The 19640-nt window shown below is 49.8% G+C and carries 23 protein-coding genes and 1 tRNA gene; 10 read left to right on the forward strand and 14 right to left on the reverse strand.

The features are described 5' to 3' along the window. Nucleotides 1–422: 422 nt before the first annotated feature. Both SynBIOSU31_RS11265 and SynBIOSU31_RS11270 read left to right on the forward strand, forming a co-directional pair. Nucleotides 423–980 carry a hypothetical protein gene (locus SynBIOSU31_RS11265; RefSeq protein ID WP_186490130.1) on the forward strand — a complete coding sequence of 186 codons (558 nt, stop codon included), beginning with the start codon at nucleotides 423–425 and terminating at the stop codon, nucleotides 978–980. 447 nt (nucleotides 981–1427) lie between these two features. Beyond that, a complete protein-coding gene (locus tag SynBIOSU31_RS11270; RefSeq protein ID WP_186490132.1) occupies nucleotides 1428–2009 on the forward strand; it encodes a glutathione S-transferase family protein in 582 nt (193 codons plus the stop codon). Between the two features lie 1372 nt (nucleotides 2010–3381). Here SynBIOSU31_RS11270 and SynBIOSU31_RS11275 read toward each other — a convergent pair. Then, nucleotides 3382–3585, reverse strand: coding sequence for a helix-turn-helix transcriptional regulator (locus tag SynBIOSU31_RS11275; protein WP_186490134.1), 204 nt, complete (start codon nucleotides 3583–3585; stop codon nucleotides 3382–3384). Between the two features lie 41 nt (nucleotides 3586–3626). Then, nucleotides 3627–3941 (reverse strand): photosystem II reaction center protein PsbN, encoded by a 315-nt coding sequence (locus tag SynBIOSU31_RS11280; RefSeq protein ID WP_255477210.1) that lies wholly within the window; start codon nucleotides 3939–3941, stop codon nucleotides 3627–3629. An 881-nt stretch (nucleotides 3942–4822) separates the two neighbouring features. On the opposite strand from SynBIOSU31_RS11280, the gene SynBIOSU31_RS11285 reads away from it, so the two are divergent. Further along, on the forward strand, nucleotides 4823–5023 hold the full coding sequence (locus SynBIOSU31_RS11285) for a hypothetical protein (RefSeq protein WP_186490136.1): 201 nt from the start codon (nucleotides 4823–4825) through the stop codon (nucleotides 5021–5023). A 342-nt stretch (nucleotides 5024–5365) separates the two neighbouring features. Continuing rightward, nucleotides 5366–5689 carry a DUF3104 domain-containing protein gene (locus tag SynBIOSU31_RS11290; protein WP_186490138.1) on the forward strand — a complete coding sequence of 108 codons (324 nt, stop codon included), beginning with the start codon at nucleotides 5366–5368 and terminating at the stop codon, nucleotides 5687–5689. A gap of 677 nt (nucleotides 5690–6366) precedes the next feature. On the opposite strand, the gene SynBIOSU31_RS11295 is transcribed toward SynBIOSU31_RS11290, so the two are convergent. Next, a complete protein-coding gene (locus SynBIOSU31_RS11295) occupies nucleotides 6367–6546 on the reverse strand; it encodes a hypothetical protein (RefSeq protein WP_186490140.1) in 180 nt (59 codons plus the stop codon). A 151-nt stretch (nucleotides 6547–6697) separates the two neighbouring features. Between SynBIOSU31_RS11295 and SynBIOSU31_RS11300 the strand changes: the two genes are divergently transcribed. Further along, nucleotides 6698–6934 carry a hypothetical protein gene (locus tag SynBIOSU31_RS11300; protein WP_186490142.1) on the forward strand — a complete coding sequence of 79 codons (237 nt, stop codon included), beginning with the start codon at nucleotides 6698–6700 and terminating at the stop codon, nucleotides 6932–6934. A gap of 22 nt (nucleotides 6935–6956) precedes the next feature. On the opposite strand, the gene SynBIOSU31_RS11305 is transcribed toward SynBIOSU31_RS11300, so the two are convergent. After that, the gene (locus tag SynBIOSU31_RS11305; RefSeq protein WP_186490144.1) at nucleotides 6957–7202 is read right to left on the reverse strand and encodes a hypothetical protein; all 246 of its coding nucleotides are present in this window, start codon (nucleotides 7200–7202) and stop codon (nucleotides 6957–6959) included. A 1132-nt stretch (nucleotides 7203–8334) separates the two neighbouring features. Here SynBIOSU31_RS11305 and SynBIOSU31_RS14830 point away from each other — a divergent pair. Then, nucleotides 8335–8565, forward strand: coding sequence for a hypothetical protein (locus SynBIOSU31_RS14830; protein WP_370593717.1), 231 nt, complete (start codon nucleotides 8335–8337; stop codon nucleotides 8563–8565). Nucleotides 8566–8955: 390 nt separating this feature from the next. Here the strand turns inward: SynBIOSU31_RS14830 and SynBIOSU31_RS11310 are convergent, their stop codons facing one another. Then, nucleotides 8956–9321: a hypothetical protein gene (locus tag SynBIOSU31_RS11310; RefSeq protein ID WP_186490146.1), complete on the reverse strand. Its 366-nt coding sequence runs from the start codon at nucleotides 9319–9321 to the stop codon at nucleotides 8956–8958. 667 nt (nucleotides 9322–9988) lie between these two features. Continuing rightward, on the reverse strand, nucleotides 9989–10324 hold the full coding sequence (locus tag SynBIOSU31_RS11315) for a hypothetical protein (protein ID WP_255477211.1): 336 nt from the start codon (nucleotides 10322–10324) through the stop codon (nucleotides 9989–9991). Nucleotides 10325–10991: 667 nt separating this feature from the next. Between SynBIOSU31_RS11315 and SynBIOSU31_RS11320 the strand changes: the two genes are divergently transcribed. After that, nucleotides 10992–11132 (forward strand): hypothetical protein, encoded by a 141-nt coding sequence (locus SynBIOSU31_RS11320; protein ID WP_186490150.1) that lies wholly within the window; start codon nucleotides 10992–10994, stop codon nucleotides 11130–11132. Between the two features lie 383 nt (nucleotides 11133–11515). On the opposite strand, the gene SynBIOSU31_RS11325 is transcribed toward SynBIOSU31_RS11320, so the two are convergent. Both SynBIOSU31_RS11325 and psbF read right to left on the reverse strand, forming a co-directional pair. Beyond that, on the reverse strand, nucleotides 11516–12112 hold the full coding sequence (locus SynBIOSU31_RS11325; protein ID WP_186490151.1) for a pentapeptide repeat-containing protein: 597 nt from the start codon (nucleotides 12110–12112) through the stop codon (nucleotides 11516–11518). A 562-nt stretch (nucleotides 12113–12674) separates the two neighbouring features. Further along, entirely contained in the window at nucleotides 12675–12818 is a 144-nt protein-coding gene (gene psbF, locus SynBIOSU31_RS11330; protein ID WP_186493002.1) for a cytochrome b559 subunit beta, read from the reverse strand. Between the two features lie 214 nt (nucleotides 12819–13032). On the opposite strand from psbF, the gene SynBIOSU31_RS11335 reads away from it, so the two are divergent. Both SynBIOSU31_RS11335 and SynBIOSU31_RS11340 read left to right on the forward strand, forming a co-directional pair. Further along, complete coding sequence (locus SynBIOSU31_RS11335; protein WP_186490153.1) at nucleotides 13033–13236, forward strand: hypothetical protein; 204 nt, start codon at nucleotides 13033–13035, stop codon at nucleotides 13234–13236. Between the two features lie 253 nt (nucleotides 13237–13489). Then, nucleotides 13490–14167 (forward strand): alpha/beta fold hydrolase, encoded by a 678-nt coding sequence (locus SynBIOSU31_RS11340; RefSeq protein ID WP_186490155.1) that lies wholly within the window; start codon nucleotides 13490–13492, stop codon nucleotides 14165–14167. An 11-nt stretch (nucleotides 14168–14178) separates the two neighbouring features. Here the strand turns inward: SynBIOSU31_RS11340 and SynBIOSU31_RS11345 are convergent, their stop codons facing one another. From SynBIOSU31_RS11345 to SynBIOSU31_RS11365, 5 genes are all read right to left on the reverse strand, one after another. Beyond that, complete coding sequence (locus SynBIOSU31_RS11345) at nucleotides 14179–14424, reverse strand: lactate dehydrogenase (RefSeq protein ID WP_186493003.1); 246 nt, start codon at nucleotides 14422–14424, stop codon at nucleotides 14179–14181. Nucleotides 14425–14488: 64 nt separating this feature from the next. After that, the gene (locus SynBIOSU31_RS11350; protein ID WP_255477212.1) at nucleotides 14489–14887 is read right to left on the reverse strand and encodes a hypothetical protein; all 399 of its coding nucleotides are present in this window, start codon (nucleotides 14885–14887) and stop codon (nucleotides 14489–14491) included. A gap of 420 nt (nucleotides 14888–15307) precedes the next feature. Beyond that, nucleotides 15308–16204: a tRNA glutamyl-Q(34) synthetase GluQRS gene (gene gluQRS, locus SynBIOSU31_RS11355; RefSeq protein WP_186490156.1), complete on the reverse strand. Its 897-nt coding sequence runs from the start codon at nucleotides 16202–16204 to the stop codon at nucleotides 15308–15310. A gap of 52 nt (nucleotides 16205–16256) precedes the next feature. Further along, a complete protein-coding gene (locus tag SynBIOSU31_RS11360) occupies nucleotides 16257–16532 on the reverse strand; it encodes an HU family DNA-binding protein (protein ID WP_006043393.1) in 276 nt (91 codons plus the stop codon). A 152-nt stretch (nucleotides 16533–16684) separates the two neighbouring features. After that, nucleotides 16685–17350 carry an MBL fold metallo-hydrolase gene (locus tag SynBIOSU31_RS11365; RefSeq protein ID WP_186490158.1) on the reverse strand — a complete coding sequence of 222 codons (666 nt, stop codon included), beginning with the start codon at nucleotides 17348–17350 and terminating at the stop codon, nucleotides 16685–16687. 90 nt (nucleotides 17351–17440) lie between these two features. Here SynBIOSU31_RS11365 and SynBIOSU31_RS11370 point away from each other — a divergent pair, with 90 nt between their 5' ends. After that, the gene (locus SynBIOSU31_RS11370; protein WP_186493005.1) at nucleotides 17441–19510 is read left to right on the forward strand and encodes a glycogen debranching protein; all 2070 of its coding nucleotides are present in this window, start codon (nucleotides 17441–17443) and stop codon (nucleotides 19508–19510) included. Nucleotides 19511–19524: 14 nt separating this feature from the next. Here the strand turns inward: SynBIOSU31_RS11370 and SynBIOSU31_RS11375 are convergent. Beyond that, nucleotides 19525–19595: transfer RNA gene (locus SynBIOSU31_RS11375), tRNA-Gly, on the reverse strand. Nucleotides 19596–19640 lie beyond the last annotated feature (45 nt).

A 19640-nucleotide genomic window follows, 5' to 3' on the forward strand; every position in this document is an offset into this window, starting at 1 on the left:
AGTCTTGCGGGCACTTAAAGCACTAGGTTTTTCCATCAATGCACAAATAAGATACAGATGAGAAAAAGATTCCAATCGTTAAAATACCAAAACACATAACGAGACTATCAGTGTTATACAAAGCAAACGTTTTAAATGCTGATAAAGTTTTCAACTTTACCAATAACAAACAAGGAAAAGATAGATCATAACTACGGTCGGCGTAAAATCTTGGGAGATGAATCATTAGGCTGCATAGAGCGTAAGATCTATCTTGGGCAACCGCTCATAACCCATTCAAGACTCAATCATAAAAACAAAGGCAAAGGATAAATTGTCAAATCGAAGATATTAAGGCCAATTCACTATATCAAGCTACAATTCATATTAAAAGCATAAGCAGCTGAAACCACACTCCTGCACATGACCATTAAAATGCCATTATGAACCATGATCTCAATAAAGAGCTAACAACACGCTCTGTTGAATTAGCTGAATTATCAAGAATGCCGCCAGACGATCGTATCGCAAGGATTGTCTGGTCTAGAATTCAGAATGATTTAGAGCGCCAGGACAGTCTGATTTATGGAATACAATACTGCGTGTCAAACATTTATTTTTTCATCAAGACACAGATTCAAGAAAATGAACTAACTCGCTGTGCTCTTAGCAACTGTGAAGAACTAATTAACCAATTGGGGTGGAGATCTGAGGATGTCCTGGCTAACGATCATTCAAAGTCTGTTTTTATTGACTACGTCAAAGAAGTTGTTTCAATGTACACTGACACAAGGCAGAATCACTGCGAAGATGCCCAATGCATCCTTGCGATGAATATGGTCCATATGGTTTTGCAAGATATCGAATATGTTATGAATAAAAGTCCAGCCCAAGCGAAGCGCCTACTACCAGCATTGAAAATTGCAGCTAGTTTACGAAATCAAATGCTGAGCATCTTTGGATATCAGCCTGAGAACTCAGACATGAGCTCTCAACAATAAAACAAGATGGGAGCATTCAAACGACAGCAGTTATTGACTAATCCCAACCCCAGGATCATGGCCTTTCACCTGAAGGCATTTATCCAACACACGCCATTGAAATCGGCGAGCGATTAGCTACACAGCTTTATGCAAGAAATCTCGATTTGCAGTGACATTGAATTCATATATTTGTCTATCACTCATGGATTTTCTAACCAAGTCACTTAGCTTGATTAATCTCAGTTGGGTGATATCACTGGGCGACAATTTTTGAAAACACAGCCCAGACAAAGACTTCAACTCAAACCTCGAGAGCGTCGTTCATGACTGAATCAGATCTGTTAAACAGACGAAATAAGGCTGAAAAACAAACCTTCATTGGCTTGCCTCGCTATAAACTTATGAACGGTGTGCTGCTGAGACCGCACGCTGCATCCTGAACATCGAAATGAGGCCTAGGAAACAATGACAATCACGATTTACGGAGGACCACAAACACGCGCTTCAATGCCACGCTGGTATCTGGAGGAGAAGTCCATCCCCTACAAGCTTGTGGACATAGCTCTGAGTTCAGCTCAAAACATGGAATCTGAGTTCCTGTCGATCAACCCTTTTGGAAAACTTCCAGCAATGCAGGATCAATCGGTCATTGATTCAAAAGGTAGGGCGATTACTTTATTTGAATCAGGTGCGATTCTGCTTCATCTCGCCGAACATCACAGCGGCGAAATAGTTACTACATATGAAAAATCACTCATCAGTCAGTGGACTCATTTTGCTAATTCGACCCTGGCATTCGCAATTTTTGTTCCAGATCAAAAGGCGAAGATCCTTCCAAGATTACTGAAGCAACTCAACACACAACTGTCAGAGGGATTTCTTGTTGGGGATTCTTGGGGTGCTGCTGACTGTGCAGTGACAGCCTATCTTGCCTACATCAAGTTGTTTTTTCCCAATGAAGACCTCAGTGCGTACCCCAAGATCCAATCACTAATCGAAGAAACGAAGCAAAGACCTGCATACAAAAAAGTGATGGGGATTAGATAACGCATTACAAAGATTAAAATTAATCTAAAGACTTTAACAAGCTAAAAATAGCAATTAACCAGGGTTTCAGAAAAAAATAGATTGACGATAGGCCAGCATCCATAAAAACCAGAGATTAATATGCACTTTTAAACTTCGAGAACGACAGCACATTAAGGATGTCAGATGGTCAAACATCGAGGAAGTCAAGTTTCCTCGCTACGCGAAGAAGCACCATTCTTTATGTACCTAGTTTAAATTGCGATTTCAATATTGCATAGCTCTATCAACACAAATGAATCGGTCTCATCCCAGAGCACCCGCAACTTGGGTGCTGCCTGCATCAATCACCTTCGCTGGACTGTGCATCTTCGGAGCAGGCTTGGTGATCCACGAACCTCTGAACAACATCGCCGCACGTGAAAGCCATACCATCATCATCGAAAACAGAACGATTGACTCTGAAGTCATCCCACCAAACAGGCCTTGAACGCAATAGCGACGAGGGAACAGCGATCAATTAAGCGATCACTCTCGCCTAACAAGCGATCAAAATGACGATGATCCCTAGAAAAGCATCTGGCCTCCCCTGAAGCTCAGGTGTACGGATCTGTCACCAATGTCTTAATCAAGAGTTCAATAGAGACACCCGACCAGTTGTCATCCACAAGAGCAGCCCGAAACAACACAATTTGCCGGTTGGCATGGATACAGGACCGCAGTCAAAACCAAAACAAGAGCATGAGTCTCGCAGAACACAGTACAAATACTCATTTCGCTTCATAATCAATCTCCTTAACGATTAACGCTCAACCCAGCTGACAATGATTGCGTTTCTGGCCCTGTTTTGGATAGTGTTGCTCGCGGTTTATTTCCGCTTCCGAAATGATGAGTTGAATCCAGACAGCTAATGCTAATCGCTGTAGCACTACTGCTGCTTCTCTCTTTCTGCCTGTCGGATATGGAGAGATAACGAACTAGTTCCCTCTGGAATGCAAGCCAGAGGTTCCACCGCAGTGCTCATCACAATATGGCGAAAGGTTACAAACTAGCCACAGGCATCATCCGTGATCCAAGAGAGTTCATGGTTGATGCAGTCAGTGCTGAACACTATCTACAGAAGTGTGGAGCAACAATATTCATCAGGAATACTCACACTACCGTCAATGAGGCAACCTAAGACATCTCACCATTCTGATTGAATATCCAAGAATTGAGGCAGAGAAAGCCACCTATGAAGTACATGAGTATCCAGATTTGATTCGCTTAAAGATGCAGAAGCCCGAAGCAAGTTCAGCATCCTTGAGCAAGGAGACAAGCTCTCTAACCCAGTTGAAGCATGCATCAGCATTGAGGAAGCAGAAAATCTCTCATGAATCGGATAGTCACAATTCTATCCTTCGTGCTGATGAATCTTAGTTTTCATCCATTCAATAATATCTTGCTCTAACCAAACAACTGTCCGTGGACTAATTTGTATCTGCTTTGGAAAACTACCGTTTTCCATATGGGTATAAATAAATGTTTTCCCAACACCGGTCATCTCAATCACCTGCGAGAGCCTGAGGAAACGAGGTACACCGGCGTCATTGACCAAAGCAAGTGATGTGCGATGTGGGCATAAAACAACCGAAAACCTTAGAAATTGACAGCATCGTGGCTGTTATGAGAATGCCCAGGACGGGCAACAGCTCGACCTGGACCTTGATGAGAATGCGCAATGCCAAGCTTGTGCAACCTGGAATGCTCTTCAATCTGATCTGTCAACTGAACAGATCCAGCACCAAAAGCAGCATAAATCCCATACAACAGAGCTCCAAGGAGCAACACTGCCAGAGAACCAATCATTAAATATGCAGAAAGATCTTGATTTACAAGCTCCATAAATGCCTTGAAGTTCTGACTGAATCTTGGCTGTACAAAAAACTCTTGCTGTAACGATTGCTTCGCCAAACATCGTCAATTGGCATCAATACAGCCTTTAAAGATTAACGCTGACACGTCAATTCCATATCCCCGTTGCAGGCGAATGCAACCAGCAGCAAGACAACACGATGCATACCTGCGTAAGCAAATGCGAGACCAAGGCAACCAGATGCGTGGCTGAGCAATCGCAGCAACTTTTTTAAATCTTGAAATAATAAAAAGCAAGCCGAGAGGGTTTTGCGACGAACCTCCACGAACATCAACGAACTCACCTAACCGTTATTGCACACGAGAATGGCAAGCAGAACACTGTCAGCGAAGCAGTGTGCCAGTGCTTAGCCAATCTCTAGGCTTTTGTCCACAACAGAGCGAGTCATTCCACCAAACCAAGCCATCGTCCACTCAAAAACACAACAGCGAAACACTCAGCCACTGATGGTCACGAGCTAAATGACATCAACATGAAAATGATCTAGCCATTTGGTCTCTGAATGATCAAATAACGCTTAACGACAGCACACTCGCTGTGACGAGCTGTACCATATGGGTGCTTAACCGAGCATTAACCTTCCAAACGCCTTTGAGCGACGAGCCCCCTGAAAGCAGGTGAGATCGATGAATCCAGACAAACAACACCGCAAACTTGTCAGACTCAAGCTCAAAGCGGAAGAATGCTTAACCAGAGAGCAAGCTCAAAAAATCATTCGGAAAGCTGATAAAGCTCATCGGAAGCTTTCAGAAGGTCATAACAAGGTCGCTTAACGCGTTTGGTCTCGACCTCTTCAAGCGTTTCAGATTTTTTGCCTAAAGAACGTCAAGGTGAGCGCAGCCTGGAAACCGGTAGAGATGCGGATCGACAGAGGGCGCGACTGTAGTGACGATCGGTTGATCTGCCATCATCTCGGTCCATGGACGACAACACACTGACCATGGAGGAGCATTGGCCCGTTGAGGAGCAGCTCAAACTGGTCAATCAAGCCAGTGATCGGATCGAAGAGATCCTGGACGATCTCGTCCAAACCACAGCATGTTCCAATCATGCAATTCGCGATCTACTGAGCAGATTGTCAGAGAACTGGTCTGACCCTCAGCAACTGAAGGCCTGTTGATTGAACCCAGACCCGTACCAATTCAGCAATCCCGAGTCACTTCACCGTCTTGATGAAGCATGTCATACAAAGGCCTGAAGCGAACTCACACCAAGTGACTATCCAATCGTCGACAGATGAGCATGGTCGTCTCACCACATCTCCAGCATTTCCACTCATCAGTGGCAGCACCAAACGATGCAAAAACAGATTCTCGCTGATGCCACAGGCTTGCGCACAAGCCATGGCACAACATCGGCAGGGCTGAAGGGGACTAATACCTAATCCTTGCGAGTGCGTGTGTTTACTCTTTCCACAGGCGACGAACCAGGGTTAGACCGGAGGAAGAACAAACGTACTTGCATGCCGACTTATCCTCCCTTGGGACCGCCCACCTCAAACGTCATTGATGCGGCTTCGGCTTTCCTGTCGATCCGACCTGGTCAATTTGTCATCATCAGAGAGCTGACTCCCTCCAACGAAAGAGTCGATATCGAAAAAAACTGGTGGCTGGGACAAGTCATTTTCTGCGGGGAATGGGAAAAACAATCAGGACTCAACACACTTTTCCAGGTCGCAGACGTTGATGACGGGGCCATTCGTTGGGTTCATCCCACCCAGGTGACTCACGTTCTGCATGGACTTGACGGGATTGGGCAAGAAGGCTGGGATGGATTCGAGGATTAGTTGATCCGTCGCAAAAGCTGTCAAACAAAAAAAGGAGGCCTTCGCGGCCTCCATCTACCTATCACCAAAGGAGAAGTGCTCGACGCCTCTCCTTTGTTCAGTATGTGTATCGGAAAGAACATGTGCCTGAGATCACATACTCATTGCCGAAGGGCAGCTTGCTCTGGTACCGAAATGACCAAACTGGCAAGGGGCCAAGCCAGGCTTGAGCGATCCGCTTCAACACACCAATCGACATGCCCTCCATCTGCTCAAGGGCGAATGCGGCGTACGTTCCTCAAGATTCCTGAACTGACTCCTATGGAGGCTCAGAGGACAAAGAGCTTGTAGGCAATCGGATCAGGCCTTTGATGGCTGGAGACTAAAAAGATTGCCGACACCGCAAGCATGAAGAAAGTTTTGGGGTCAAGCAGCACGGGGATCGACAACGATCACTGTGTTGATGCATCGAGAGATCATGGTTCTGGATGGGTGTTGCCCAGAAGACACAGCACTAGCACTTTGCAGCCACTATCAATTCACAGAATAAGCGATGAATAAACCAGGTTAAAATATCTATTTCAAAATCAAACGAGACGAGGCCACATTCAATACAAACGATCCGCAAATGGGGCAGGATCAATAAAGCAATTATTGGCTGATAATTTCACAAAGCCGGAATAATCGTTGAATCCATTTCAAGTGCTTTTCGGCTGATCAACAAGAGCCGCAGAAAATTCTTGAAAAGCAGCAGCTGCATCTGCAGGGCTGCAATTATATTTAGATTCCCATTCTTCAACCAAAGCTCGCATGTCTTGCCACATGTCAACCATGGCAAGTGGATTGAATTCAGTGGGCTGGGAAGAAGAATTAGACATGGATGAACAATCGACACCAGACCCTCCTTCTAATTGATCAGCCGCGACACTGCTGATCAACGGTTGACAGCAGCAACAATCAGCGATCTCAGATCAAGTCAGCGCCTCTGCCCAACGAAAGGCATAATCAAGAAAATTCTTGCCCTGATTCATGTCCCGAGCCAAGCAACTTTTCAAAAAACTCGACAAGTTGCTGAGCCAGCACGACACCTTTGGTGACACCCCGGAAGCATTTGTAAATGAAGTGATTGGCAAACTTGATGGCCAGATCAACGCTATCCACGACAAAAATAAGCCAGAGCACTGGGCTGCAATCTACGTAGAACGGGATCGAGCTCGCATCAAAACAGATGTGCTCAACAAAGTGATGGATCGCAGCTCACGATGAAGCCAGGAGGGCCAAATGAGCCTCAACCATCGGCCCTCCTGGCATCGATGATCCGAGCCAATTGCAGCATGTATCCGGCAGTGCACCAGCGACCGTGGCTGCGAGCACGGTTTTCAACGTCTGAACGGATCTCAGCAGTTTCTGCCATCAGCAGGTCCAAGTCAGTCTGAGGTAGTTCATAGAGCTCCTGAAGTTCTACCTCGCGGCCCAGCAGGTGACTGCGAAACCATTTCCGCACCTGTTCCTGAAGTGGGATCTCTTGTGACACGCAACCGAATCAGCAACGACCAGTCTGACCGCTGAACCACTTCGAACGAATCAAAGTGCGCGCCTCAAGAACTTGCACATGAGACTAGAGCTCGTTTTATTAATGCAGAAGCTCACCATCGATGACACGCGTTCTGAAAGACAACTGGCTTTCACTCGCCATTGGAGCACTGTCTCTCAGCGGACTGCTCTGGCTTGAGCTCATCGCTGGTTAGACCACACGCACTTCCACTCGCGACTGACATGGGACACAATCGGCCTTGAAAGGGATGGCCGTATGAGCATCGCATTGCTTCTATCAGGACCAATTACACCGCCGATGCCACCCTTGGAGAGACAAAAACCCATACCCGAAGACCATCAAGGGCTGGAAATAGAAAGCTTTCAACTGAATATCGATCAACATGGGTTTGATTGCTCAGCTGGGGTCTTAGACACAGGACACAAAGCACCTCACGCATACCGTGGATCAAACAATAGTTTCGAAAATGAGCTGCAAATTCACGCCGCGCGCTGCAAAACTCGCTTTTGAAAAATTTTGCCGAAATCGTGGTAAATCAGTCAAAAACTTGATCCAAATTAAATGAAAGCATCCACGAACAATAGATCAGAGTGGCTCATCTGGTCCTGGTAGTGGCTTTCTACTATTCCTTTTTGGCAACAAAGATTTCAAGGCACCAATCATGTCATTGGTTCGAGAAACATAAACAAAGCTACCTAGAAAAGATACTGTTGCGATTACAAAAACAGTAGACGTCAACACATCAAGTTCAAGATTTCCAATCGTCAAACCAGTCATGCTTCACGTGCCCAAGCGGCTCAACAATGCAACACATCAACGTTAACTCCCACCGCTCCGTCGTGGCAATTTCGCGACGCAACACCGATCCCTCACTGAACTTAGAAACAGCAGCGCCCATGTCACTGCTTCAACACGTCAGGATCATGGGGAGAACATTAGAACTGTCATGGACAAGACGAGTCAGTTCACTGTGCGGCCTAAATACATGGACCAGCGAGTTGTCAAGATCACTTGCCCAGTGGGCCTGCAGAACACCTGGATAGCGGCGGATTGCAAGCAGTTACGGTGGAACTGCTTGAAAACACCTTTCACGGAACGTCCAAGTCTCATGATGCGTCCATCACTCCTCGTCCTGCTTGCTCTCCTCGTGGCGCCGAGCGCCGTTCTAGCCCAGAAAAAAATCCCCAAGGCTAAGGGACACAACCAGTGCCCTTTGGGTTACGTCAACACTCTTGGCACGACCTGTGTTTCACCGATCTACTACGAGGTTGAACCCACGAATGGAAAAGCCTGCAAGGAAGGGTGGATGAATGTCGGAGCTGGCTATTGCAGAAAAAAATGAGCGCCAGTCCATGTCGATCGAAATCTCGAATCCATGGCGGAATGATTCGCCCATGGCTAGAGATCGACTAGAAGCAACAAAGAACCAATGAGACTGTTCTTTAAGTCGTCACTGCTACTAGCGGCAGGGATCATTGGCATGACAGGAATAGCTGCTCATGCTCAACCCCGCACAATCTCAGAGTGCGCACAGAAGCTCACTGCACGAGGGTTCAATGTGATTGACCAGGATATTGATGATGGCCTCTACGAATTCGAGGCCATCAAAAACAATCAAAAATGGGATGTAAAGATGGACCTACAATGCAATGTTCTTCTAGAACGCATCGATAACTAATTAACCAAAAAGCTCAAACATTTCCAAACCAGCAATCAAATAGATTGGTAACTTCTACATCAATCCTAACGAGTGAAGCAAACCCTTGCTAACAAAAACAAGCATACAAATAGAGGTGAATGCCACAAGATTAATAGCAGCGATATCGAAAACTAGTGGGCTGCGCTCGGCTTGCTCAGAGGCTCCAGAAGAGAACGATTGATTAATATCGTCCCAGTACGCAAGCACAAAACCTTTTTTGGCGGACAGACTGCCTGCACCCGTCACGATTTGACTTTGTCCCTGACTGGCAAGCTGCTGACGGTCAATCTTCTCAGCCTCGCGCCTAAAAGTATTTTGAAACCAGTTGACGTGGCTGAAAAAGCCTACGGTGAACCAAAAAATAAGTGAGACGCCAATCAAAGCACTGAGCATCACCATCCCTGAACACCTCGCTTGTATTAACTAATCATTAATCATCTTCTCAATGCAATCGATACTGGTGTCATTTGAACCAGAAGCCAAAATCATTTGACATTATCGACAATGGGGCGAAAAATTATTGACAGGCGCTTGTATCAAGCATCAATTTCTTGGAGCATTCGGTCGCCCCCCCTGTTCAGCTCACCTAACGCGAATAGATCAGGATTTCCCAGTAGGCAGTTGTGCTCGGTAATCGTCGGCAACAACATCCAGAAGTCCTAAGACGTAACGGTCGCTCGCTCCGATGTCAGTTTGAAGGGTTTGAAGGCTCATGCGAATATCTTCAATCGCAGAATTGATTTGATTTTCGAGCTGGGCCTGGCTTGGCTGCCACTCCTCAGTCAATGAGGTCGAAGAGGCAATTTTCAGAGTTGTTGAATCTTGGGGCTTGGGAGGCATAGATCCTCTCCGTGGGGCCTGAGAGTTCCGTGCTTGGTATGCCATGTTGATCCGTTTTGCTGAAGTTTTTCATCGAAAGGCCAAGCTCACTGTCAAATTGCCGACCAACACACCGTTCAAAGACGACGCAGCAGAAAAAACAGCTCAACGAAGCCCGTACAGGGAAGAACCCTGAGCAACATTCATGCTGTAGAAAGCCGCTGGCCTGACGACACCATGGGCAGGGTCAAGATCCGCGCTGACGTCCGAGTACTTTTCTCGTCACCACACCATCTTCTTTCTGATAGAGAACCAAACGATTCTCTTCCAATGTATTCAAGCTCAGAATACCTTTAGAGCGATATTGACGATTAAATGGAACTACCCATGATGTACCCATGGCCATCACATAAATCAATTCTTGTTGATCAGCGCTGATACAAAAGCGCACTTTGGAATCCTTATAAACACCGACATCGCTGACATACTCAGCGTTGTAATAGTCACAAGCCTGAGCACGTTGATACTCATCTTTGATCGTAGCTAGTGCAGAGCTGTTGAAACTGAGGCCGAGCAGCGCCAAGACCCCAATCCCTGGGATGCACCTCATAACCCCTCATGCGTTGCAGAACAGAAACAGCATGGCGCGTCACAGCAGCGATGCAAGCCAGTTTCAAGCCATAAGCAAGCGAAATTGATCATCCACGACAGCGCAGCGCTGCAGTGGACAGGGATCTCAATCGCTACTTGAGCTTGATCTGATCAATACATCCTGTTCTGAGCGGGGCGGTAACTTTCCGCCAACGCAAAGGCAAGTCTTGTCAACACGCCACTTCCGAGAATCTGAAGATGCGAGGCCTCGATTCACGGATCCAGTGTTTCTCCAACATGCTGAGGCCAGAGTTGGGCCATGGTGGGAGGCGCGCATTCGCACTCTGATAAAACAGGATTGTGCTGAAGAGGCCGGCGCTCTTTTCAGGGAGTTCGAAACACCTGAGAAAGGGTTTTAACGGTTGGAGATTGAGCCGAGCTGAAACGGCCAGCCAATAGGTGAGCGTCAAGAACTGAACGTGAGCCTTCAATGATCAGTCTTGAACATTCGCGAGCTTCTAAGCCGCGCAGCAACACAAAAGCGTCGGATCCTTGTCAAGAAGAATCCTTGTCACAGAAGATCCTGAGCAAAGCTGACCACAAAAACTTGCCATTGAGGGAGATCATGCTCATGATGTCCTCATCTACAAGGATACTTGATGAGCAAACGTCTGATTCGTGCCCACAAAAAATTGATTATCAAAATACAACAACAGACTGGTCTTTCCGACTATCAGATCTTGTGGTTGGCTTTTGCGAAAGGACTCATTGCTGGCATTTTGCTGGCTATCTTCTTTTAAAAACCGACTGCTACACTAATTAATGCAATAAAAGTCCTGTACCAAATTTTCCAAAATTTTAATTTTATGATGCCAGACAAGACAAACAAAGCAATGATCAATACTGGAAGAACACAACTCGATAGAGCTCTTACCTACTCAGAAATGATGAATGAAGGTAGACAGAGAATGACAGCTAGCAATTCAGAGCAGGACAATGGGCTGGAAAAACGATTAGATGAACTTGAAAGAAAAGTGGAGCACCTCCAGAAAGTTGTCCAGCGCCAGCTTCGTCTCGGCCGAGAGGCTAAATAGCCAACCGAGCTTTCGAGAGCTTTTTAAGAAAGACTGAACGGCCTTATCAAGTCAACCCATGTCATTCAAGGTGAGAATGATGTCAACCGCTATGACTTTGCAGCACGAACATTCAAGCTCACGCAATCAAGGCTGTCGTAGGTCTCAACACCAGTGTCTGGATTAACACCAGCCGCCCTTGAGCACATCTCCTCTCTCTGGGGGGCATCAATAATTGCACCGGAAAAGTCTGCTCCGTCGATCGTTGTTGCCATAAAGAAGCTCTTGGTCAAAACGGCATCTCTAAAGTTCACATTTGTAAGATTCGCCTCTTCAAAATGAGTTGCATAAGCGATACTACCTTCAAGATTTGCACCTTCTAGATCTGCTCTTTGCAGGGTCGCTACGCTAAAAAGTGCACCTCTCAGGTCAAGACCAGACAGGTCATAGTTAGCCAAGTCATACTTAACAAACTCTTTGGTGATCGGCTTTCCATCTTCATCTCGCTCATAAAAAGGAAATTTTTCCTTGAAGGCCTCTGTTGCCTGGTCGCTACCCTGAAGACTCCGATCAAGACCGATATCTGGAAGCCCGCCACCACTAGGATAAATTGCCAACACTTTTGATGGGAGCAATAACAGAGTGCAGGCCAGAACTACTACAAAAGATCGGATTGACTGCCTGATCACTGTATTAATCAATTCCATCAAACACTCCTTTTATTCAAAAACCTAAGGCAAGCAAGTTCGGCACCTTGACAACATGACCCGCTGGAACGAAACAAATCCAGCAGTGGCGAGCGCAAAATCTCACTGCCCTGAATCTCATTGATCGCCCCAGCGAGTCCAAGATGAATGATCAAAAATTATCTTGAAGCTAGGATGATCGTAGAGTTCTCTACCAAATTTGGAAGATCAAACTCAAGCTCTTCTTGCTGAGCTTATTCGACAAGCGTTAATCAGAATTCACAGTGGAGAGGCAGGGGCTGACTCAGCTCTCTACAGAGCTATCTATACTCTTCAAGAACAAAATATTATCGAAAACATTGCATCAACATTGCAATAAAGAGCAAGGGCTAGCTCCAGCTTGTTGTCAATCAAATTACTCACAAAGCCCTACAAACTATTCTGCAATCAAAACAAATATCGCAAAAACTATCCCGCCAGATAAATATAACCTGAAACTAAATACATAGAGAACCAAATCAATGCAGAGAAATAAACAGCGGCAAAAACAAACTCTTCAACAAATTCAAATGAGTCCATGAGTTCAATACAGCGTAGCTCTACGGACAAATTGCATGGCAGCAAGCGCTCCCAGAAAGAACACCGTTGGAATACCCAATGCATTCACAGCCAATGTCCTAACTGTAAACACAGGGTAGCCGCCATCTTTCCTTTTGAACGGTGCCAGAGGGCTATCGATCCATTCTTTACGATTCTGAATCGAAGGCACTCCAGCAAATTGTTTTCCCCAGACAAGAATTTCCCATCGCGTCAGCCAGAATGCTGTGCTGATAACAGAGAAAGCTATTGGGGAAACAACCAACAGGATCTTGTAATTGAACACAACAACAACGTAATTTCGTTCAGCCTAGAAGGATGCTTTCCCCTTCAAGTAATGATTGATGCGCAATTTTCGCCTCAATGCTGCACCTGCACTGACTGATTTTACAATACAAATAGATAGCAATACGGTGACTTTTTTCGAAGCACAGGCCTCATTTGCGATCAAGAATCAGTCTAATTTGATAGATCTTCCGCCTCTTTACCTCAATAACGATAATTCTGATGCTGCAAACAGCAACATAGAGATAGATCGGGAATCATGATTTTACGTAGCTCTGGCTCAGATGCTTCAGGCCAAAAGCATCACGCAGCTGGGGGATCAGGCCATCCTGAAGAAACATATTGATTCGTTGACATGCACAAGAATTGGGATAATTTCAGAACTTTTTATATTTCTTGTGGACAGTCGATCAGTCCAGAGCTGAGAGAAGCACTCCCCAACCTCCAAACTGCCCTTCACTTTCAGGTCATACACGACTTGACTTGGCAAAGACATCGTTCCTGCCTGAGGCCATCATGATCAACACACTGGTGTGTGGCCCTCGCACAGGGCCAGCAACCGTGATGCTTGCCCATGGAGCTGGAGCTGGCATCGAGACCCCTTTTATGCAGCAGATGGCTGATGGCCTTGCGCAACGCGGATGGCAGGTGATCCGCTTCGAATTTCCCTATATGGCCCAACGACGCATCAGCGGCCGCACAACACCACCGAACCAAGCCAACATCCTGTTGCAGTGTTATGCCGAGCAAGTGCAGTCTCTGCCTCCCGATCAACCGCTGATCATCGGAGGCAAATCGATGGGAGGCAGGGTGGCCAGCCTGCTTGCCGATGAGTTGTGGAGCCAAAACAGGATTTTGGGATGCATCTGCCTTGGCTATCCCTTTCACCCTCTTGGCAAACCTGAGAAACTACGTGTCGAGCATTTGCAAAAACTGCAAACGCCAACTCTGGTTGTTCAGGGAGAGCGTGATGCGATGGGAAACAGGGAGGAAGTGAAAAACTACGCACTCTCAAAGCAGTTGCGACTCGCCTGGATGCCAGATGGAGATCACAGTTTCAAACCACGCAAACGGTCAGGGCGGAGCGAACCTCAGAACTGGAAGCTGGCTGTGGAACACATGCATGACTTCCTGAACAGGCTGATGCTGCCGGATGGATCAGACTCAATGACCTCAACGCAGCCGCAATACTGAAGCTTTGACTGTTAAGTCTGGTTGCCTCCGAGCATGTCGTCGTAGCCCTCATAAGGGTTGTATTCCGCCCAGCCAGGACTGGCCTGATCCATCAGGCCAAATTCACCATCAATCATGTCGGCACGTGTGTTGCCGTAAGGAACTGTGTTGCAAGTGATCCCGCCACCAGCAACTGGCTGGCAGTCATCGAAGCGCACCTGCGCCTGAACAGGATTGACCAGACTGACGTTCATCGTGACCAGAGCGACAACGCTCATTAGAGACACGCGCACGAGGGTTGATGCATGGCCCCCCATCTTGGATGGGATCGTGAACATCGAATCAAAGGCGTGCACAAAGACGCTCACTGTCCCGCAGGGTCTCGAACGCTTTCTGGCCACGTTGTTCAGCAAGCTGCACCATCACCACTTCCGCCTGCAGTCCGAGCAGCAATGTCTGGCAGGGATAGAGCTCGCGATCAGCGGCACGGCGCTGCATCGCCTCAATGAGCACAAGAGCTTGGTCACAGCTAGTTGCGTTAGCGCTGCTGAAACATGCAACTAACAGCGGACGAGCTCCATCCAGGTACGCCGCATGAACAGGCACTTCGACACTGCCAATCACAAGAGCGAACGTCGTAGGGATCCACGCTCTGACCAAATTGTTTAAGAGAGGATTGATCCGCAGACGTGAAGTGACCAACGCCCTGAACTGCTGGAAATCATTCAGAAATAAAGTCATGGCCCAGCCATGAACGCCACAAATCGAATGAAATCACGCAAATAAGATCGGATGTAGATCGACTGGGCTGTGGTCCCACTCTCAATCATTCAGCGCTACGCGTCAGTTAGCTGACTTCTAAAAACCACACTTTTATCTAACAGAAGTCGAAGCTGCTGCTGTTTTGAACACCACCTCTTTCGACTTTTCAGCTCTCTCGGTGAGGGCATGAACGACCGAGCGATCTTTCAATGCTGGTTTTGGAGAGCTGTAGACGGGCTGAAGTTCACCTCTACCCAGACAGTGCTGACAGGTCCGGAAGCGCTGCTCACTAATGCGTTTGATGCCACTGCCGCCGCAACTGGAGCAAATCGCCATGTCCGAGCCCAAAACGCCACTTCAGTGTGGGAGCAGTCGAAGCCCTTGATCCCGAAGGCTTCCTTAAGAATTTGGCTCATCCAAACAACCTTGCAGCGGCAAGGGTCGAACCCGAATCTCCTGCAGCAGCTCACACGCCGACAACGAGCAGTGCTGGTCGACCAGACCCAGCGAACCAGCCAGCCATCCCACCACCCTGTGCGACGACCACTGCTGTTCCTGAAGAGGGGCCAGCCCTAAGGCCTGTTCACGCTTGGAGAGCTTCTGGCCCTCCGGATTGCAGAGCAATGGTGTGTGTCGATAGCTGGGAGGTTGCTCCTCCAGCGATGCGATCACCGCCTGCTGAGCAATACACACTGCAGCCAAATCGGAACCCCGCACCACCTCGCTGATCCCCAATGCCAGCTCGTCCACAACTGTTGAAAGGTGATAAGCAATGAAACCATCAGCCCGGCGCAAGACCAAATCACCGCAGCGGGGCTCATCCACGGCCTTCACTTTCAACCTCCAGGCAGGCAGACGTCCATCCTGTAAACCCCAGCCCCTTGCCATCTCCCGGCAGGTTCCCGGATAGCGCAGGCCAGCGCCCAGCTGGCGTCGACTGCAGCGGCAGGGATACAGCAGCTGGTCATGCCTCAGTGAAGAGAGGCAAGAGTTGTAGAGCTCAAGACGCTGGCTCTGCCTGATCACTGGACCATCCCAGTGCAATCCAAGCCAGCGCAGGTCTGCGAGAGCGGACTCCATCGCGCCGACCCTGATGCGAGGAGTGTCGAGGTCATCAATGCGCAACAACCATTCACCACCCTGAAGGCGGGCCTGCAGCCAGGAGATCAGGGCCGTGCGCAGGTTGCCCAGATGGAGGGGACCTGAAGGAGTCGGAGCAAAACGTCCGCGATAACCGAGGAGACGCTGTTGACGACCTTGTTCAAAAACAGCTCGGAGACGATCAGGAAGGGTCACAAAAAAAAGGTGGCCCCAGTGGACCACCCCGATCAAGAGTTCCGAAAGGCAATCAGCCCTGAACGCGATCCTTAAACATCTTGCCGGCAGTGAAGGCTGGCACGCGCTTAGCGGGGATCTTGATCTTTTCGCCGGTCTTGGGGTTCAGACCCTGACGGGCAGAGCGCTCGCGAGGCTCAAAAGAACCAAAACCGAGAATGGAGACCTTCTTGCCCTCCACCACGGAATCGATGATGGTTTCGATGGCGGCGTCCACCACCAGAGACACATCGGTCTTGGTGAGCTCGGTGCGGGCGGCAACCAGGTTGACGAGATCAGCTTTGTTCATTGGGTTGGGGAAAGTGGCGGAAGCGGTTGGATCGACGATGCGGAGGTCGACATCCGCACGGCTTCCCTGAGCGCGCTAATCGTATGGAGACATTCGCTGAGAGGCAACCGAAAAACACCGTGCCGCAATGCTTTCACCGAATTTCATGTGAATCAGACCGTGTCAAATGCTGCTTCAGCCTGCTGATGCCAGCTGTTAAAGGGAGCCAGATGGGCACCACGCAGAGCCCCAAGGCCTGCCCCAGAAGCCAGTCCTGGAGGGGCTTCTGAAGCAAGCCACCGACGGAGTTGATGAAGGCTGCGCTGCTGCCGGGGCCAGTGAAAGGTGCGTCGGTGCTGCAAAGGTGCCAATTGATCTTTGGCCACCGGCACGAGCAAACGTCCGCAGAACAGCACATTCACAGGCGCTGGCGCATGAACAACCGCATGACCGGGAGTCGGCCCAGGCGTCCAGAGCAGTCGCAGGCCTGAAAGGGTGACGGTCTGCTCGGAGAATGTTTCGAGCTGCTGTACGCCCGGCAACAGATAGGCCTCTTGTTCCTGAACCAGCACGGGCCATTGCAGGCGCTCCTGTAGCCCACGAAGGCGTCCATGCCCCTCACGGCTGGTGAGAAGAATTCGAGCAGATCGGCCTTGGGCCAGTTCCCGCAGGGATTCCAAGGTGGCTTCGGTAAGCGGGGGACAGTCGATCAGAACAGGCTCAGGATCCACGTCGAGCCACCAAGACGAGCCTCCGCGACAGTCACGGTTGGGTGGAAACAGCCAGAGATCAGGCCGGATTTGCACAGGCGGACGGCCTGGCTCCAGCGAGGAGGTCATCACAGACACGATGAGTCACCGGAGCTATCACTACTTTGAAGGCTTCACCTGCCTCCTGGGAGTGGATCTTTGAGCGCGATCCGACGAGGCATGCCTTGGCCTCTGGGCAGCAGCATCACCGCCCATGGTGTGAATTTCTCGGTGGCAGCACCAGGTGCCAACCGGGTTGAACTGCTGATTTTTCCCACAGCTGAGGCCAGCAGCCCCGAACAGCTGATTGATCTGAGCGACAGCCACCACCGATCCGGTGACTATTGGCATGTGGAGGTGGAAGGCCTAACGGCAGGTTGCTGCTACGGCTACCGGGTCTTCGGGCCGCTCGCACCGGGAGGCCATGGCTTTCGGCCAGCAAAGGTACTTTTGGACCCCTGTGCTCGCGCCATCACTGGATGGTCGATTTACCAACGCGAAGCCGCCACCGGTGCTTCACCGAATACTCATTGCTGCCTGAAGGGACTGGTCTGCGAGAGGGACCGCTTCGATTTCGATGCACACCCCAGACCTCGACACAGCTGGCAGCAGACCGTGATCTACGAGCTGCATGTTGGCGGCTTCACGCAACGCGGAGACAGCGGCGTAGCCCCCGATCGACAAGGCAGCCTGTTGGGAGTGATCGACAAGATTCCCTATCTCAAGCAGTTGGGCGTCACCACCATCGAACTGCTACCCGTGCAGGCCTTCGATCCGCAGGATGCACCCCCTGGGCGAGACAACGTCTGGGGCTACAGCCCACTGAGCTGGTTCGCTCCCCATCAGGGCTATGTGGGCGGCGACGACCCCATGAGGGCCAGAGATCAGATGCGCGATCTGGTAGCGGCTTGTCACGACGCCGACCTAGAGGTGTTGCTTGATGTTGTTTACAACCACACAACAGAAGGCAATGTTGATGGCCCCACTCTGAGCTGGCGTGGCTTCGCAGACCGCACCTACTACCACCAAACCGAGAAGGGCGAATACCAAGACGTCAGTGGCTGTGGCAACACCATTGCGGCCCACCAGCCGCTCAGCCGAGAACTGATTCTGGAGTCGTTGCGCTGCTGGGCACTGGAACTGGGAGTGGATGGGTTTCGCTTCGATCTCGGCATTGCCCTGAGTCGCGGCGAAGGGCTGAAGCCATTGGATCAGCCAGCACTGTTCGAGGCCATGGAGGCCGACCCACTTCTGAGTGACCTCAAGCTCGTGAGCGAACCTTGGGACTGCGGTGGTCTCTATCGACTGAATGACTTCCCGGCCGAGCGCATCGGGACCTGGAACGGCAGGTTTCGTGATGCCGTACGCAGCTTCTGGAAAGGCGACGACGACAGCACTTGGTCCATGGCACAACGGCTGCGCAGCAGCCCTGATCTCTACGACGGCAAACCGGCGGGCCTGGGCCGCTCCGTGAATCTGCTGACAGCCCATGACGGTTTCACGCTGATGGATCTGGTGAGCTTCAACCGCAAACACAACCTGGCCAACGGTGAGGACAACCGCGACGGCGAGAATCACAACAACAGCTGGAACCATGGAGTTGAAGGTCCCAGCAGTGACCATGCCATCACCGCCCTGCGCAAACGGCAGCAACGCAACATGCTGAGCACCCTGCTGCTGGCGCGCGGCGTCCCCATGCTGTTGATGGGCGACGAGGTTGGTCGTAGCCAGGGCGGCAATAACAACACCTGGTGCCAGGACACCCCGCTCAGCTGGATGATCTGGTCCGAGGAGCACTGCGACACAGAACTGCGCATCTTCGTGCAGCGACTGCTGAGCCTGCGATTAGAGCTGGCCGAGCTGTTGAACCCATTGGTTGGCCATTGCGAACAGCAGCAGCAGCAGCAGAACCGCCGCCGCAGCGACCCCGAGGGCTTGTGGCGCCAGTGGCACGGCGTGGAACTGGGCAAACCCGACTGGGCCAGCTGGTCGCATTGCTTGGCGATGAGCGTGCATCGCGGCAAACGCGGAGCAGTGCTCTGGGCCGGCTTCAACGCTTACTTCAAGGCCATGCACTTTGATCTGCCCAAGCCTGCATCTCCCTGGTATCGCCTAATCGATACGGCTCTTCCTGCAGGTGAGGACCTTCCGCAAATCCCAGAACCCTGGGGTCCTGAAGGCGTACCCCTCGAAGCCAGAAGCCTGGTGGTGATGGTGGCTCGCGAATACTCCGGAAGCCTGAAACTCTGAACGTTGCAGAAGCAAGCGGGCGGCGGGAATCGAACCCGCATCATCAGCTTGGAAGGCTGAGGTTTTACCACTAAACTACGCCCGCATTGATACAAACGAACTAACTTCCGCAGTGCGGAACCTGTGCGGT

The sequence above is a fragment of the Synechococcus sp. BIOS-U3-1 genome (assembly GCF_014279975.1).
In the GTDB taxonomy this organism is placed as follows: domain Bacteria; phylum Cyanobacteriota; class Cyanobacteriia; order PCC-6307; family Cyanobiaceae; genus Synechococcus_C.

Bases quoted from the DNA above. Each gene is read 5' to 3' on its own strand.
- SynBIOSU31_RS11370 (WP_186493005.1), top strand. From the start codon at position 17,441: ATGCCTTGGCCTCTGGGCAGCAGCATCACCGCCCATGGTGTGAATTTC.
- SynBIOSU31_RS11285 (WP_186490136.1), top strand. From the start codon at position 4,823: ATGGACGACAACACACTGACCATGGAGGAGCATTGGCCCGTTGAGGAG.
- SynBIOSU31_RS11325 (WP_186490151.1), bottom strand. From the start codon at position 12,112: ATGGAATTGATTAATACAGTGATCAGGCAGTCAATCCGATCTTTTGTA.
- SynBIOSU31_RS11360 (WP_006043393.1), bottom strand. From the start codon at position 16,532: ATGAACAAAGCTGATCTCGTCAACCTGGTTGCCGCCCGCACCGAGCTC.
- SynBIOSU31_RS11265 (WP_186490130.1), top strand. From the start codon at position 423: ATGAACCATGATCTCAATAAAGAGCTAACAACACGCTCTGTTGAATTA.
- SynBIOSU31_RS11310 (WP_186490146.1), bottom strand. From the start codon at position 9,321: ATGGTGATGCTCAGTGCTTTGATTGGCGTCTCACTTATTTTTTGGTTC.
- SynBIOSU31_RS11365 (WP_186490158.1), bottom strand. From the start codon at position 17,350: ATGACCTCCTCGCTGGAGCCAGGCCGTCCGCCTGTGCAAATCCGGCCT.
- SynBIOSU31_RS11320 (WP_186490150.1), top strand. From the start codon at position 10,992: ATGAGCAAACGTCTGATTCGTGCCCACAAAAAATTGATTATCAAAATA.
- SynBIOSU31_RS11345 (WP_186493003.1), bottom strand. From the start codon at position 14,424: ATGAGCGTTGTCGCTCTGGTCACGATGAACGTCAGTCTGGTCAATCCT.
- SynBIOSU31_RS11295 (WP_186490140.1), bottom strand. From the start codon at position 6,546: ATGTCTAATTCTTCTTCCCAGCCCACTGAATTCAATCCACTTGCCATG.
- SynBIOSU31_RS11290 (WP_186490138.1), top strand. From the start codon at position 5,366: ATGCCGACTTATCCTCCCTTGGGACCGCCCACCTCAAACGTCATTGAT.
- SynBIOSU31_RS11335 (WP_186490153.1), top strand. From the start codon at position 13,033: ATGCGCAATTTTCGCCTCAATGCTGCACCTGCACTGACTGATTTTACA.
- SynBIOSU31_RS11340 (WP_186490155.1), top strand. From the start codon at position 13,490: ATGATCAACACACTGGTGTGTGGCCCTCGCACAGGGCCAGCAACCGTG.
- SynBIOSU31_RS11270 (WP_186490132.1), top strand. From the start codon at position 1,428: ATGACAATCACGATTTACGGAGGACCACAAACACGCGCTTCAATGCCA.
- SynBIOSU31_RS11300 (WP_186490142.1), top strand. From the start codon at position 6,698: ATGTCCCGAGCCAAGCAACTTTTCAAAAAACTCGACAAGTTGCTGAGC.
- SynBIOSU31_RS14830 (WP_370593717.1), top strand. From the start codon at position 8,335: ATGCGTCCATCACTCCTCGTCCTGCTTGCTCTCCTCGTGGCGCCGAGC.
- SynBIOSU31_RS11350 (WP_255477212.1), bottom strand. From the start codon at position 14,887: ATGACTTTATTTCTGAATGATTTCCAGCAGTTCAGGGCGTTGGTCACT.